We start from the raw sequence: 14,935 nt of genomic DNA, 5'->3' as shown, positions 1-14,935 counted from the left end.
ATTTAATAAGACGCCTATAATTAAGGTTATAAAGAGCATATTTTACTAAGATACTATTTCCTCTAATTATATTATGTTTTTGATGGTTAGATGTCTCATCAAATTAAAATAATCATTTTTAATAGATTTAACGATTTTTAGTTTTAATGGTTCAAATGAGCTTTTAAAAATTGACCCGTATACGAACCTTTTTCATTCACTAAATCTTCTGGCTTGCCCTCAAAAACCACATTGCCACCTTTATCTCCACCTTCTGGACCGATATCGATTACCCAATCGGCACATTTGATCATATCCATGTTGTGCTCAATAACCAAAATTGTATTTCCTTGCTCGATCAAGGTATTTAATGCCTTCAATAACTTTTTAATATCATGGAAATGCAGGCCCGTTGTTGGCTCATCAAAAATAAACATGGTTTTATGCGCATTATTGCCCTTGATTAAGAAAGAGGCCAATTTAATCCGCTGTGCTTCTCCTCCCGATAAGGTGTTGGATGATTGTCCCAAATGCACATACCCCAGACCTACATCTAATAAAGGATTTAACTTTTGCAATATTTTGGGTTCTTTCAAGAAAAATTCTACAGCCTCTTCAATGGTCAGATCTAGGATATCAGCAACGTTTTTATCTTGATAGGTTACATCCAAAACCTGTTGCTTAAACCTTCTTCCTCCACAGGTTTCGCATGGCAAATAGATATCGGCCATAAACTGCATTTCGATCTTAACTTCGCCTTCGCCCTGACACACGTCGCAACGGCCACCTTCTACGTTAAATGAAAATGCCGCTGGTTTTAATCCACCTGCCTTTGCAGCCGGCAAGGCCGAAAATAAAGCTCTAATATCATCCCAAGCTTTAACGTACGTCACCGGATTTGAACGTGACGAGCGGCCAATCGGATTTTGGTCCACCATTTCTACTTGACTAACAAGATCGATGTTGCCAAAAATACCATCATAAGAGCCCGTTTGTTCACCGGCATAATTACCAATTGCTTTTTGAAGTGCGGGATAGAGGATTTTTTTTACCAAACTTGTTTTCCCAGAGCCTGAAACACCGCTTACGCAGGTAAAAACCCCCAAGGGAAATTTGACGTCTATATTTTTTAGGTTATTCTCTCTTGCTCCTTTAATTAGGATATGATCTTTCCAGGTTCTTCTTTTTGTAGGAACCGGGATGGATTCTTTCCCCGCTAGATACCTTCCAGTTAACGATTTGTCATCTTTGATAATTTCTTTCAACGTCCCGCTAAACACAAGGTTTCCGCCATGTGTTCCTGCCTCTGGACCGATATCGATGATGTAATCGGCAGCTTTCATCATTTCCTCCTCATGTTCTACTACCAAAACGGTATTCCCAACATTTCGAAGTGATTCTAATACGCCAATTAATTTATGTGTATCACGTGGATGCAGTCCGATACTCGGCTCGTCTAATACATAAACTGATCCAACTAGGCTACTTCCTAATGAAGTGGCGAGGTTTATCCGCTGACTTTCGCCGCCAGATAGCGTATTTGATAATCGATTAAGTGTTAAATATCCTAAACCAACATTATTTAGGTATAAAATTCTATTGGTAATTTCTGCTAATAGGCGTTTCGCTATTTTTGATTCGGTTGTAGAAAGTGGCAGGCCTTCGAAAAAAGGAAGAATGGTATCCAAAGGCATCAACACCATATCCAATATCGATTTACCATTGATTTTAACATAGGATGCATCTTTGCGCAGGCGAGTACCTTTACAATCAGGGCAAACGGTTTTACCGCGATAGCGTGATAGCATTACCCGATATTGGATTTTATAGGTCTGCTCTTCTAACTCTTTAAAAAATTGGTCAAGACCATTAAAGTAACTATTTCCGGTCCAGATTAAACGCTCCTGCGCTTCAGTTAATTCGCTATACGAGCGATGGATGGGAAAATCGAACTTATCTGCATTTTTGATAAATCTTTTAAGCCATTCACTCATTTTTTCACCTCTCCATGGAGCAATGGCATTATCGTACATGCTCTTGCTTTTATCAGGAATAACAAGGTCTTCGTCAATGCCAATCACATTTCCATACCCCTCGCATCTTTTACAGGCACCATAAGGATTGTTAAAACTGAAAAAATTAGGTGTTGGCTCTTCAAATTTCACGCCGTCTAGTTCGAAACGATCACAGAAAAATACTTGTTCCTCCTTATGTTCTACAAAGCAATCTCCTTTTCCCTCAAAAAATGCAGTCTGTACCGAATCGGCAATGCGGCTTATCGTTTCTTCTTCTTCGTTTACCACAATTCTATCAATTAAGATGCGTATGGTTGTGGTATCCGTAAGTTCGATATCCTGAACGTCCTTATCTTCTAGAACATCTTCAATTTTGGCAATAACACCTTTGAAATAAACGCGCAAAAATCCCTTTTGGAGCAATACAGCTAACTCTTCCTTGATTGAACGATTATTATGGGGATGCAAGGGACAGAAGATCGTAACTACACTATCATTGCCTAATCCTATAATATAATCCACCACAGTGGTTACCGAATCTTTTTTAACAATGGCACCTGATATTGGCGAATAAGTTACACCAATTCTAGAAAAGAGTAACTTCAGATAATCGTAGATTTCTGTAGAAGTACCCACTGTTGAACGTGGGTTAGATGTTATCACTTTTTGTTCAATAGCAATGGCAGGGGCAATACCTTTTATATAATCTACATCAGGTTTATTCATTCTGCCCATAAACTGGCGTGCATACGAAGATAAACTCTCCACATAGCGGCGTTGACCTTCGGCATATAGTGTATCGAAAGCCAAAGAAGATTTGCCGGAACCAGACATACCTGTGATAACAACTAATTTGTTTTTTGGAATTGCTACATCAATGTTTTTAAGATTGTGTACCCTTGCGCCTTTAATGATGATGTTTTTATGTGGATCTTTCTCTATTTCCTTGCTCATTTACCGCTTTCTAGACTTGGATATTAAAAATCAAAATTACGACTTTCGTTTTAACAGTGTCAAAAATAAAGTGGCTTTTACAAAATTTTACATTTTTTAACATATTTATTATTGGATTATTAAAAAAAAATACGTCTTTTGTATGTGATAACTCACACAAGTTAGAAACCAACATCTTAAAAACAAGGAGACAAGCTATAGATTAAAACAGCTACTTATTTATTTTTTAATAAAAAGAGAGATTTTAGTATACGCTCCTATGAAATTACAGCAGTATAGTGATCAGGATTTGGTGAAGTTATATCTTAACGGAGAGGAATCTGTTTTAGAAGAATTACTACGAAGACACAAATCAAAAATTTATACCTCCATTTATTTATTAGTTAAGGATCAATACCTAGCCGAAGACATTTTTCAGGATGCTTTGATTAAGGTTATTAATACCTTACGTGGTGGTAGATACAATGAGGAAGGCAAATTTTTACCATGGGTTATGCGTATTGCACATAATCTGGTAATCGATTACTTCCGCCGCGAAAAACGCACTCCGGTAATAACAAGTGCCGATGGGACCGATGTGCTTAACCTTTTGCAAGTGTTCGAAGAAAGTGCAGAAGATCGCTTATTACGTGAGCAAACACATGTTGACCTAAGAGCGATGATCCATCTTTTACCAGACGAGCAAAAAGAGGTGCTAATTATGCGCCATTACGCAGATTTAAGCTTTAAAGAAATTGCAGATCTAACCGATGTGAGTATCAATACCGCATTGGGCCGAATGAGGTATGCCTTAAGCAACCTGCGTAAAATGATGAAGGTTAAGGAGGTTAGTCCTAAATAATCGTTAGCCGAAAGTCATTGGTCTGGAGTCGAGTTATGAGTTGGGAGTGGAGATTTTTAAACACCCGGCTTGCCTCTATGCCCTTTGCCCTTCTCCCCCTGCTATATAACAAATTTGTTACGCTTCCATTTATTTTGATGTAACTCCTTAGAAATTGGCTCTTTGCGTCTAAAATCCTCATTTTTTGTCTAGAAAAACGTTTTAGGAAATTTAATTTGGAAAAAAAGGAAATTTTCTTTTGCCTATGAAATAAAATATCCGCAAATACGTTTATTTTTAAAAACCTAATTAAAATATTTCCTATTGCGTATGACAAAAACCTCTACTCCAAATCACATTGTAAACTTCCCCAACATTGCTGCAGAAGAAAAGGCTGTAGATGAGGCAGAGCAACAAGACGCTTTGTTTTATAACAGCATTAAACCTCAACTAAATGAGCTGATCAAAAATCCATCAGATGAAACCATCGATAAGATTTTGGCTTATAGCAAGCAGAAGTAAACACAAAGGCCCATCAAATTAGATTTGATGGGCTTTTTAATTGGGTTCTTCCTTCAATTTTTCATCAATGCAATTGTTTCATTAGTTCATTAGTGGGTCGATTGGTCTTCCTTTACCGTAGCAACTACTATTCTAATAGCCAGTACAGCTAAAAACCTATCCCATTCCCATTCTTTTCAACAATTTGAAATGTGACTTAATTCCCCCAAAATAGGAAGTCTGATTGGGTTGCACCCCATGTTCTTGTAACAATCGGTACAGAATTTTACTGATTTTTGGATAGTGGATGTGATGATAGTGAGGAAATAAATGGTGTGCAATATGATTATTAAATCCGCCAAGAATAAAATTTGCCGTTTTACTAAATGGATGCATATCATTTGAGCTTTTTACTTGGTTCATGAGCCACGAGCACTGGATGTATCCCCTTTCGTTGGTAGTTGGGTAGTCCAAGCCCTCCACGTGGTGGGTCATAAAAAAAGTAAACAATAAAAAAAGGGATTGCATCAAATGCATGGCTATAAAACCAGCAATAACAATATACCAAGGTTGCAAACTAAAATAAAGTGGCAGTACGAGAATGATTATAACATAGGCTATTTTTTGGAACCAAAACGAGAGATGATAACCAATTCTTTTTTTGGCGGTGTTCTCGTCCTTTTCAAGCAAAATTACTATATCTTTTATAAATACCCAGAACAGCGAATAGGTGGTATAGGCAATTGGGGCGTACCAATGCTGATATTTATGGAACCATAAATATTCGCTTCCCGGAATTACTCGAATAATCTTTGAAATCTTAAGGTCGGAATCATAATCTTCTACGTTTGGCGCATAGTGATGTGAATTGATATGGCGCGATTTCCAGGCTTCGGCGTGGGCACCTACGAGCGTATAGATTAAAGTAAAGCAAAGATTATTTAATTTTTTGCTTTTAAAAATGGTATTGTGCGAAAAATCATGGGAGAAATTGAAGGCAAATAATAAGGACATAAATCCGTATCCAACAAAACACCCTATAAAAACCATGGGATTTTCTATGGTATATAGCAGATAATAAAGCCCAAAAGTACCCGAACAAAAAAAGGTAAATTTTACTAAAATCAGCATTATAAATTTATTATCGCCAGTTTGTATTTCGTCAGCTACTTGCGCATAAATTGCCTTCAGCAGTGTACTCTCGGCGGCTATGTGAATATGTTTATCTTTCATAACGTAGGGATTTAAACGATTTTTGTGTACCCATTAATTTCAAAAACCTGAAATGTGATCGAAGTGATTCCAGGTAAGACATGTTCATATAGTTAAGCCCATGCTTTTTGGCAAGAAGTTTAAAAATAGGTACCAGTTTAGGGTAATGTACGTGAGAAACGTTTGGCAATAAATGATGAACAGCATGCGCATTAAAGCCACCAATTAAAAAGTTAAGCAAGGCGCTTTCGGCGTGATAATCAACTGAGGTAACCATTTGGAGTTTAGGCCAGCTCATGCTTAATTTATTTTGGCTATTGGGCATTGGATGTGCTACGAAATCTGAAAGATGTGCAACCGTAAGCACACCAACAAATAGAATAGAAATGATAAAATGTGAAAGTATAAAAGCAATCCCTATACTGGCCCATCCAAAAGGCAAAATATAGATGGGAATCACAATCATGTAACCGATGTAAAAAAATTTATACCCGATCAATTTAAAGGCCTCCAGAGGAGGAATATTGATTTTTATCGTTCTGCTAGAAAATTTAAAAAGCATCAGTGTTTCCCTTAAAAAAAACCAGTTAATGGTATAAAACAAATAGAGGAAAGGAATATAAATTCGTTGATAGCGATGATACCAATGCAAAGGCTGACTTTCGGTCATCCGTACCAGGGGATTATTCAACACATCAATATCACTACCTTCAACATTGGTATATAGATGATGCGACTCCACATGATTTTTGCCCCATACATAGGCATTATTGCCCAAAAGATTGAAGCTTAACGAAAAAAGAAATTCGTTCCAAAACTTACTTTTAACCGCCACTCCATGCGCTGCATCATGAGAAATATTAAAGGCAGTTAATAATACAGCAATTCCCATTAAGATGTAAAAGGCATAAAAAGCAATCAAAGAGGCACTTGTAATCATCAATAAATAGAAGAAAAGGTCTAGGCCAAAGAAAAAAAAGATCTTGATAATCATTTTATGGTTACCTGATTTTTGCAAATCATGTATAGTAAAATAATGGTTCACCAATTCATTCAGTTCTTTATAAAATGCAGTCCCTTCGTCGGGTGTAAATTTTAATTTTTTCATGGGTTGGGTTAAATTGAATGGTTTGATGAACGTATTTTTAAGGTCTTAAAAGCTATTAAAGCTGCAGGTCGAAACAACCGTAGATTACTCCAGATCAGCTGGTATTTAGATATTATCTTTAAAATTCCATCCTATTAGAGGTGTCTTTCTCTTTTGGTTTACATTCCAAAGGCCAAGCTGTACGCCTTTAAATTGCTTTGCTTTATTAAAGATTTCGATTTGCACGCCCTTCCCTTTTTCCAAATAATTATACAGACCCAACTGGGTACCTGTTCCTTGGATGGCTTCATTAAGCATCCCTAATTGAATGCCATTCATTACGTTGCTCCTCGTTAAACCTCCAATCTGAACTCCGTTGTGCTCAAAAACCATATTTAAACCTTGTACAACCGAAATCCCATTCACCTTGGCTACCAACTGACCAATCCAGCCAACACTCAGCCCATTGATTAAGCAGTTGCAAATCGTTCCTGTTGCAGACAAGCTCAATCCGTTGATCCGCTCAGAATAATCTCCTCCGGTTAATAGATCAGTCTCCATTGGGTCTTTAGGAAATAATGGCAATAATATGCCCGTTCCTATCGCTTCTAATTTGATTCCATTAGTATTGGTGCCTCTAAATTCATATCCCGATACTAGTCCAACAGAAAGGCCATTAACATTTATATCTTTTTGTTGATAGGTCCAGATAGGAAAATAGCTTTTCCTTTTAATCTGAGCCTCGGCCCCTAAACAGCAGTAGCTGATTAGCAGTAGTGTGATAAATATTCTTTTCATTTTCTTTTTTTTTTAGTTCCAACGTAAAATTAAAATATCCACAACTGGCAATTAATCCTATTACGACATTATGAATTTGATAATTTTCTAATGGTGATTAAAATTCTGACTTATAAGTAAATATTTATCCAAAATCATTACTAAACTGAATAATTTAATCTTAAATCATATAAATTAATTGTATATTCAACTTATAAATTATTCTTTATGCATACTTATCAGCAAAAATTTTTTAACAGCATCAAATCGGCATTGCCTGATTACCAAAATTTTGCCCAAAGCATTGCGGAAGCATTAGACATTAGTGTTAATGAAGCCTATAAAAAAATTAGGGGCGATAGTGGAATGAACTTAGAGCAGCTCGTTAAATTGGCAGATACCTTTGAAGTGCCTTTCACCTACAAACCAGATCAGTTACCAACGGTTACGTTTGATTATTTAAGTATAGATAAGGAAACGCCCAATATGATCGCCTATCTAAAGGACCTTTTAGAAAATCTGAAATTGATCCAGCGGAGCAAAACAAAGCATCTTACCATAACAACAGACGACATTCCGGTTTTTCATTTTTTTAAGTATCCAGAATTAACCAGTTTTAAACTCTTCTTTTGGGCCGATACCTTAAATAACACCGAATTCAAGTTTGATCAGTCCTTTATTTCTGAGGAGATGATCAGCATATCACAACAACTTAATCAGATCTATTTAGAGATACCGAGCACGGAAATTTGGGCTAAAGACACGGTGCATGGTACGATTGAGCAGATCAGATATGCCTTTGAAGCGGGTCATATTACAGATAAGGCACTGGCCGAAAAAATAGTAGAACAGGTGAAGTATTGCTTAACCGATATGAATATGTATGCCATTAGCAGTAAAAAAACCATCGACCCAACACATTCTTTCAATTGGTATACCTGTGACGTACTCGGGAGTATCGCGTATTTGGTTGATTTTAGGGAAAACATGCGTTGCTTTAATCGGTTTAACACCTTTAACTACCTTAAAACTGATGATCAATTTTATTGCATGCAAACCAAAGAGTGGATGCAGGGATTAATTAAAAAATCTGTTTCATTTAGCGGTCAGGGAGAAAAGCACCGGAACAAATTTTTATACAATGCCTTTGCCGAATGTGATAAGTTAATTCTAGAAATTAATAATTAGAGTGGTAGGGAATTAAAGATGATAGCTGGCCACGCCTCTGGACCGATAAAAATCGACCATAAATCTATATCCCTTCCAGAAGATCAACCAACGAAATTATATCCTTTTTAGATAGTTCGCTTTAATTCTGATGTCCTTATTGATAAACGGGCCCTCTGAAAATGTATGAAAACTAATTGTTGTTTGGGCATCGTTTTTTATCATCCGCTTTGCTTCTTTAAAATCTTGATTGATGGCGGCTAATTGTTCAAAAAAGAGAGACTGCATTTGGGAGAGATCAATATTAATCAAATCTTTATGCTGTTGTAATTCAAAAGCCACTATCAGTTGCTTATTTCCTTCGCTATCCTCAAAAGCGTTTAGATAAAAAGAATTAACAATAGCAACCAGCTCCGGGATTTCAGAAACTGCTTCCTGAATATCTACTGGGTTTATATTGGCGCCAAAAAAAGATACGGTCATATCGGCCCTGCCATAATGTAAAAGTATGGGCAAGTCTGTTTGGGGACTCAGCAATTCATTAGAAGTGATCCCCAGTTCATTCAAAATAGAATAAAGTTCATTAATTTGAACGAGCTGTCCCTTATCGTGCAAATTGTATCTAATTTTTGGGGCCACATAGTGAGGCCTGCAAACCGTAATTATAAGCTCACCCATCTCACTGATCTCCATAAGAAAATCGGCAGGATTATATTGAAAAACCATAGGCACCGACGTGGAATAAGCTAAAAGCCGCTTTTTCAATGATTCATTGGAGCGGATTAAACGTCTTAAACTAATTGTAAAATCATTTTCGGCAGCGATGTTCAGTTCTAAATCAGAGGCGCCAAGAGAACTATATATTCTTTTAATTCCTTTTTCCGTCAAATAATCCCTCATTCCCTCAGCCATAGACTCGCCACCAAAGATAAAAGATACCTGATAGGCCGACCAGTTAATTTTCGTTTCATCTGCAAGCAGCTTCAAAAACGGCGGGTATCCCATAATTACATAATGATGGTCTTTCCCGAAATGATTTATCGTATTGGTTATTTTAAGTAGGTCGGGGCCAACAGATTTAATTTTGGCAAAAGGAACACAGGCCATCGTCACGTTCATACCTGTTGCCCAGGCCCCTAGTGCAAAAGCATTAATGATAAACAAAGGTTTGCTTCCAAGTAAATTTTGAAGTCCAAACTTGATCATCCGACCATTTAATTTCCTTTCCCTTTTTCCTCTGATCCAGTTTGTTGCCGTGCCGCTACTGCCCGAGGATTCATCTATAATCACCCCTTTTGCAGGAATAACCCCGTGGATACAACGGGCCTCAATGGGATATATTTTAACATAATTTTCTTTATCGGTAATTGGGATTTCATGGATATTAGGTGTTAACCCGATGAATGAAGGCCGAGCAAATCCATTTTGTTTCAAAAAATCGCGGTAGGCAGGTACATTTTTCTTTGCCCTAACAAATACTGCATAGGCTTTGGCCTTGGCATTAAAATTCCTCAGCCCATTAAAGCCAGGAATAAACAATAATTTTAAACTGGAGTTAGACCAGAACAAAGGTTTACTAATAAATTCGATTAAAAGTACATAGCCCAAAATGAACAAATGACGCATGCGCTGATTATTTAAGTATAATTTCATCGGTAGTTAATCGGTAACTGCGTGTTGGCTCCTCGCTATATCCGGCCCTAAAAACCATCCATACCTCATTATCGTCGACAGAATTCCTGAATTTCGTGTTGATTTTTTGAAAGGCGTTTGGATTGGTGATTAGAGAGCCAAATGGCTGAATAAAAGCATGATCAGCAGTAACTAACAGCCAGGTCCTTGCAAGCATCCTTCCAGCCCTCAACCAGTCGTTGGTATGCCTAAATTTTCCGGAGAAACCACAAATTGTAGCCGTACCCCTAAAAGAATGTTTATAATAGCTAGCCAATATATGTTCCTTATTTCCCGTTAACCAACTTTTTGGATGCCGAAAAACAGCCTTCATCAGCAAGCCCGGAAAACACATGCACTTTGACCAAAGTCCATCTCTTTTGGCGAAGGCCTCTTTTTGGCTATACCTAAACAAATGATCAAGCTCTTTTCTGTTTAATGTAGATTGTAGGTCTTCGAAAAGTGTTTCTTGATTAAGTTCTATGATAAAATCAACCACTTTAGGATTTGAAGATGAAAAAAAGTCAAATCCAAATATTGCCGACTCCGTTTTAATTTTATTTAATAGCTCTGGTTTCAACGGTCGCCCATCGTAATTCAATCGAGATGTTTTCCTGTTAAAAATCAATCTTCTATCTATTGGTTCTTCTTGGAGAGTGGGTGAGAGCTTTAATTTTGCAAACAGGGTATTCCTCTTCGCATTGATAGTGATAGGTTCAAATACTTTTACAACCTCCACTTTTGTGGCGTAGGGTGCTGCTGCAATCGAAAGATGCTCGATAAAAATACCCATAGCAATCGTTACGAAAATGGAATTTGGATCACCTTGGGGCAGCAGGCGGGTAGGATCGTAATAGAGCTCGGCCTCTATTTCGGAGATGATTTTTATCCGATGAGGCTGCAGATTATGAACATTTGGGCACCAACGGGCGTAATCAATCAATTCTGTCCAAGTGGGCATTGTTTTACCAGTGCTAAATAAAAAACCCGTTGGATTATGAAATGCAAGCAATGTGGCAAGTTTAAATCCGCTTTTCAAAAACATCCTTCTATTATTGCGCAGCATGATTAGTTCTTTTTTCTTACAATGGTATTGTATTTAAACCATCGAAATAATTCTAAAACGATTGTCATTATAAAAAATTAATCTTTATCGACATAAAATGAAAAAATTTTAGGTTTACAATCACAAAAAGATAACTTATTAGAAATAGTGTAGGGATACGTTAAAAAAAATCGACTGGTGGCTTTAAAAATTTTTTTTACATACCGTTCTCAACTTGTCGACTTAAAAAATAGGCCGATTTTACTTTGCGATTGCACATCTTCTCGCCACTATTAACTGAACTGCTTATATTTGCCTATGCTTAAAAAAGAACGCTATCACCTTTTTGTATCGCATTTTGCGGCTAAGCAACCTAATGCCGAAACTGAGCTTCATTACAATAATCCATATCAATTATTGGTCGCGGTAATTTTATCAGCCCAGTGCACTGATAAAAGAATAAATCTGGTTACCCCTGCCCTGTTCCAACGCTTTCCGAACGCGAATGCCCTTGCAGATGCTACACCAGACATAGTTTTCGATTATATTAAAAGTGTAAGTTATCCCAACAATAAGGCAAAGCATTTGGTCGGAATGGCGAATATGCTGGTTAATGAATTTAATAATCAGGTGCCCTCGGCAATTGACGAGCTTCAAAAAATGCCGGGCGTAGGCCGAAAAACCGCTAATGTGATCGCCTCTGTAATTTATGATGCTCCCGCGATGGCCGTTGATACCCATGTATTTAGGGTTTCGAATAGAATTGGATTAACAAAAGGCAAAACCCCACTTGCTGTTGAGAGGGATTTGGTAAAACATTTGCCAGAGGATACCATCGCTATGGCACATCATTGGCTGATTTTACATGGAAGATACGTATGTGTAGCACGGAGCCCAAAGTGCAGCATTTGCGAAATAACACACTTTTGTAGGTACTTTGAAAACCACTATAAAACTAAAAAAATTAGTGATGTTGATAATTTTATTAAAATAGTTTAAATATTATTTGCATAAATCAAAATAAAATTAATATGTTTGCTAAAGTTATTAGCATTATAACATTTATTATTAGCCGATACATATACTTTATTTACTTAGCGAATTACGAACATGAATCCAAACGCAGAAAAATTAAAAGCCCTCCAATTAACATTAGATAAACTAGAAAAATCATACGGTAAAGGATCGGTGATGAAATTAGGTGATGCAGCTGTAGAAGCTATTGAATCTATTTCTACCGGCTCTATTAGCTTAGACATTGCATTAGGCATTGGTGGCGTTCCGAAAGGCCGAGTGATCGAGATATACGGTCCAGAATCATCGGGTAAAACAACTTTGGCCACTCATATTATTGCAGAAGCTCAGAAAAAGGGTGGAATAGCTGCCTTTATTGACGCGGAGCATGCTTTTGATAAGGGCTATGCAAAAAAATTAGGTGTAGACGTAGATAATCTTCTCATCTCTCAGCCAGATAATGGAGAGCAAGCTTTAGAGATCGCAGACAACCTGATCCGTTCGGGCGCAATTGATGTGATTGTAATCGATTCTGTTGCTGCATTGGTGCCAAAAGCAGAAATTGAAGGTGAGATGGGCGATAGCAAAATGGGATTACAAGCCCGTTTAATGAGCCAGGCCTTACGTAAACTAACCGGTACTATTTCCAAAACGGGATGTTGCTGTATTTTTATCAATCAACTACGTGAAAAAATTGGAGTTATGTTCGGTAATCCCGAAACCACTACGGGGGGTAACGCTTTGAAGTTTTATGCTTCAGTTCGATTGGATATTCGGAGAACTTCTCAAATTAAAGACTCTGATGAAGTTTCTGGAAACCGAGTTAAAGTTAAGATTGTAAAAAACAAAGTTGCCCCTCCATTCCGAATTGCAGAATTCGACATTATGTTTGGAGAAGGGATTTCTAAAACAGGAGAAATTATCGATCTAGGTGTTGATTTTAACATCATCAAAAAAGCAGGATCTTGGTTTTCTTATGGAGATACTAAACTTGGACAAGGGAGGGATGCAGTTAAACAATTGCTAATGGATAACCCTGAACTATCTGAAGAAATTGAAGCAAAAATAAGGGAAGAAGTTACTGGAGATAAATTAGAAGATAAATTATAGAAATAGATAACCTAAGATTAAAATGCTAGGGCTTTAAGTGTTAAGAGCCATGGCGAATCTAAGGTGTTGTAATGACGTCAGCTGTATCGGATTATTCTGATTGAGCTGACGTTTTTTGTTTCAGTTCCATCATGATTTTACAGTAAGGTAAGTTGAATGAAAAAAATTATCCGAAAGCGATTAACAAAAAAATTTAAGGCTGCCTTATATAATTTAAACACTATTGCTCCTTACCTAAAACTAGAAGCCTTCGGAGCAGTTTGATTATTATCTTCCATGAAATTTTTATCCAAGGTAAGGATTGTGTACGTTGCGATTATTATTCCTATCACCAATAAAGCCAAACCGATATAATTTTTCTTTTTGTCTTGTTTAATTACCCAAACCAGAAAAATTAACAGCGGAATTAGCATCAAACCGAAAAAAACATAACTCATCGTTCCCATAATCTATTTATTTAAAAATTCATTCTCGCCATAGGCGATACTTCTTGTCCTACAAACTCTCCAGCTAAAAACTTGTGGTAACCAGCAATAGCGATCATCCCCGCATTATCTGTACAGTACTCAAAAGCTGGGATAAACACCTTCCATCCCAAGGTTTCCTTTCTTGTTAACAGCGCATTACGCAAACCCGAATTGGCCGACACCCCCCCTGCAATGGCAATATCTTTAATCTGATAATGTTTCGCAGCTTTTTGGAGTTTATTTAGCAATATATTAACGATATTGTATTGAACTGACGCACAAATATCGGCAAGATTTTGCTCAATAAATAATGGATTTTCCTTTTGCTTATCCCTTACAAAATATAAGATCGCAGTTTTAAAACCGCTAAAACTATAATTTAGGTCTTTAATCTGAGGTTCAGGAAATTTAAATGCTAATGGATTGCCCTGTTGCGCAAATTTGTCGATTAATGGCCCTCCAGGATAAGGAAGATTTAAAATCTTTGCTGTTTTATCAAAAGCTTCGCCCGCAGCATCATCCAATGTTTCGCCTACAATCTCCATATCAAAGTAGTCTTTAACTAACACGATTTGCGTATGGCCTCCGGAAACCGTTAAACATAAAAAAGGGAAACTCGGTTTTGGATCATCCTTGCCGTCAGAATTGGAGGGTATGAAGTGCGCCAATATATGTGCCTGCATGTGATTTACAGCTATCAAGGGCAAATTTAACGCGAGGGCAAACGATTTTGCAAAGGATACGCCTACCAATAAGGAGCCCAATAATCCCGGACCTCTGGTAAAAGCAACCGCATTTAGCTCCTTTTTATTAACTTTAGCGATTGCTAACGCCTGTTGAACAGCAGGCACAATGTTTTGTTGGTGAACTCTTGATGCTAATTCGGGTATTACGCCCCCGTAATTTTCATGAATTGTTTGGTTGGCAATAACATTGGCAGTAATTTTGCCGTTGTTACACACAGAAACCGACGTTTCATCGCAAGAAGACTCAATAGCAAGTATTACTGGCACATTTATGATTATTAAGCTACAAAACTATTAAAAAACTATTAAAAATACTGCTTTGGGTAATTGCCTCAATAATTTTGTTGCTTGGTGTAGTACTATTTTCGCT

Annotated in this window: 13 protein-coding genes; 5 read left to right on the top strand and 8 right to left on the bottom strand. The window is 37.2% G+C overall.

The window, feature by feature from the left end:
- Window positions 1-143: 143 nt before the first annotated feature.
- Entirely contained in the window at window positions 144-2,948 is a 2,805-nt protein-coding gene (uvrA, locus tag AC6H0V_RS00200; RefSeq protein WP_497561682.1) for an excinuclease ABC subunit UvrA, read from the bottom strand.
- A gap of 259 nt (window positions 2,949-3,207) precedes the next feature.
- On the opposite strand from uvrA, the gene AC6H0V_RS00195 reads away from it, so the two are divergent.
- Together AC6H0V_RS00195 and AC6H0V_RS00190 are read left to right on the top strand one after the other, a co-directional pair.
- Entirely contained in the window at window positions 3,208-3,789 is a 582-nt protein-coding gene (locus AC6H0V_RS00195) for an RNA polymerase sigma factor (RefSeq protein ID WP_497561681.1), read from the top strand.
- Window positions 3,790-4,098: 309 nt separating this feature from the next.
- Window positions 4,099-4,290, top strand: a complete 192-nt coding sequence (locus AC6H0V_RS00190; RefSeq protein WP_497561680.1) for a hypothetical protein — start codon at window positions 4,099-4,101, stop codon at window positions 4,288-4,290.
- Window positions 4,291-4,446: 156 nt separating this feature from the next.
- Here the strand turns inward: AC6H0V_RS00190 and AC6H0V_RS00185 are convergent, their stop codons facing one another.
- From AC6H0V_RS00185 to AC6H0V_RS00175, 3 genes are all read right to left on the bottom strand, one after another.
- Window positions 4,447-5,502 carry a fatty acid desaturase family protein gene (locus AC6H0V_RS00185; protein WP_497561679.1) on the bottom strand — a complete coding sequence of 352 codons (1,056 nt, stop codon included), beginning with the start codon at window positions 5,500-5,502 and terminating at the stop codon, window positions 4,447-4,449.
- A complete protein-coding gene (locus AC6H0V_RS00180) occupies window positions 5,492-6,589 on the bottom strand; it encodes a fatty acid desaturase family protein (RefSeq protein WP_497561678.1) in 1,098 nt (365 codons plus the stop codon). The genes AC6H0V_RS00185 and AC6H0V_RS00180 overlap by 11 nt, the downstream gene beginning before the upstream one ends.
- Before the next feature lie 105 nt (window positions 6,590-6,694).
- The gene (locus tag AC6H0V_RS00175; RefSeq protein ID WP_497561677.1) at window positions 6,695-7,366 is read right to left on the bottom strand and encodes an LA_2272 family surface repeat-containing protein; all 672 of its coding nucleotides are present in this window, start codon (window positions 7,364-7,366) and stop codon (window positions 6,695-6,697) included.
- 207 nt (window positions 7,367-7,573) lie between these two features.
- Here AC6H0V_RS00175 and AC6H0V_RS00170 point away from each other — a divergent pair, with 207 nt between their 5' ends.
- Window positions 7,574-8,533, top strand: a complete 960-nt coding sequence (locus AC6H0V_RS00170; protein WP_497561676.1) for a helix-turn-helix domain-containing protein — start codon at window positions 7,574-7,576, stop codon at window positions 8,531-8,533.
- Window positions 8,534-8,629: 96 nt separating this feature from the next.
- On the opposite strand, the gene AC6H0V_RS00165 is transcribed toward AC6H0V_RS00170, so the two are convergent.
- Together AC6H0V_RS00165 and AC6H0V_RS00160 are read right to left on the bottom strand one after the other, a co-directional pair.
- Window positions 8,630-10,165, bottom strand: a complete 1,536-nt coding sequence (locus AC6H0V_RS00165; protein WP_497561675.1) for a phenylacetate--CoA ligase family protein — start codon at window positions 10,163-10,165, stop codon at window positions 8,630-8,632.
- Window positions 10,146-11,228, bottom strand: a complete 1,083-nt coding sequence (locus AC6H0V_RS00160) for a hypothetical protein (protein WP_497561674.1) — start codon at window positions 11,226-11,228, stop codon at window positions 10,146-10,148. Before AC6H0V_RS00160 ends, AC6H0V_RS00165 begins: the two co-directional genes overlap by 20 nt.
- Before the next feature lie 318 nt (window positions 11,229-11,546).
- Between AC6H0V_RS00160 and nth the strand changes: the two genes are divergently transcribed.
- The gene (nth, locus tag AC6H0V_RS00155) at window positions 11,547-12,227 is read left to right on the top strand and encodes an endonuclease III (protein WP_497561673.1); all 681 of its coding nucleotides are present in this window, start codon (window positions 11,547-11,549) and stop codon (window positions 12,225-12,227) included.
- Window positions 12,228-12,338: 111 nt separating this feature from the next.
- Complete coding sequence (gene recA, locus AC6H0V_RS00150) at window positions 12,339-13,352, top strand: recombinase RecA (protein ID WP_497561672.1); 1,014 nt, start codon at window positions 12,339-12,341, stop codon at window positions 13,350-13,352.
- Window positions 13,353-13,582: 230 nt separating this feature from the next.
- Here recA and AC6H0V_RS00145 read toward each other — a convergent pair whose 3' ends face one another.
- Together AC6H0V_RS00145 and tsaD are read right to left on the bottom strand one after the other, a co-directional pair.
- The gene (locus AC6H0V_RS00145) at window positions 13,583-13,798 is read right to left on the bottom strand and encodes a hypothetical protein (RefSeq protein WP_497561671.1); all 216 of its coding nucleotides are present in this window, start codon (window positions 13,796-13,798) and stop codon (window positions 13,583-13,585) included.
- 11 nt (window positions 13,799-13,809) lie between these two features.
- A complete protein-coding gene (tsaD, locus tag AC6H0V_RS00140; RefSeq protein WP_497561670.1) occupies window positions 13,810-14,832 on the bottom strand; it encodes a tRNA (adenosine(37)-N6)-threonylcarbamoyltransferase complex transferase subunit TsaD in 1,023 nt (340 codons plus the stop codon).
- Window positions 14,833-14,935 lie beyond the last annotated feature (103 nt).

The sequence above is a fragment of the Pedobacter sp. NO84 genome (assembly GCF_059703915.1).
This window is presented reverse-complemented; position numbering and strand designations above follow the sequence as displayed.

Coding starts and splice junctions, on each gene's coding strand:
- uvrA (WP_497561682.1), bottom strand. CDS start 2,948: ATGAGCAAGGAAATAGAGAAAGATCCACATAAAAACATCATCATTAAA.
- AC6H0V_RS00195 (WP_497561681.1), top strand. CDS start 3,208: ATGAAATTACAGCAGTATAGTGATCAGGATTTGGTGAAGTTATATCTT.
- AC6H0V_RS00190 (WP_497561680.1), top strand. CDS start 4,099: ATGACAAAAACCTCTACTCCAAATCACATTGTAAACTTCCCCAACATT.
- AC6H0V_RS00185 (WP_497561679.1), bottom strand. CDS start 5,502: ATGAAAGATAAACATATTCACATAGCCGCCGAGAGTACACTGCTGAAG.
- AC6H0V_RS00180 (WP_497561678.1), bottom strand. CDS start 6,589: ATGAAAAAATTAAAATTTACACCCGACGAAGGGACTGCATTTTATAAA.
- AC6H0V_RS00175 (WP_497561677.1), bottom strand. CDS start 7,366: ATGAAAAGAATATTTATCACACTACTGCTAATCAGCTACTGCTGTTTA.
- AC6H0V_RS00170 (WP_497561676.1), top strand. CDS start 7,574: ATGCATACTTATCAGCAAAAATTTTTTAACAGCATCAAATCGGCATTG.
- AC6H0V_RS00165 (WP_497561675.1), bottom strand. CDS start 10,165: ATGAAATTATACTTAAATAATCAGCGCATGCGTCATTTGTTCATTTTG.
- AC6H0V_RS00160 (WP_497561674.1), bottom strand. CDS start 11,228: ATGTTTTTGAAAAGCGGATTTAAACTTGCCACATTGCTTGCATTTCAT.
- nth (WP_497561673.1), top strand. CDS start 11,547: ATGCTTAAAAAAGAACGCTATCACCTTTTTGTATCGCATTTTGCGGCT.
- recA (WP_497561672.1), top strand. CDS start 12,339: ATGAATCCAAACGCAGAAAAATTAAAAGCCCTCCAATTAACATTAGAT.
- AC6H0V_RS00145 (WP_497561671.1), bottom strand. CDS start 13,798: ATGGGAACGATGAGTTATGTTTTTTTCGGTTTGATGCTAATTCCGCTG.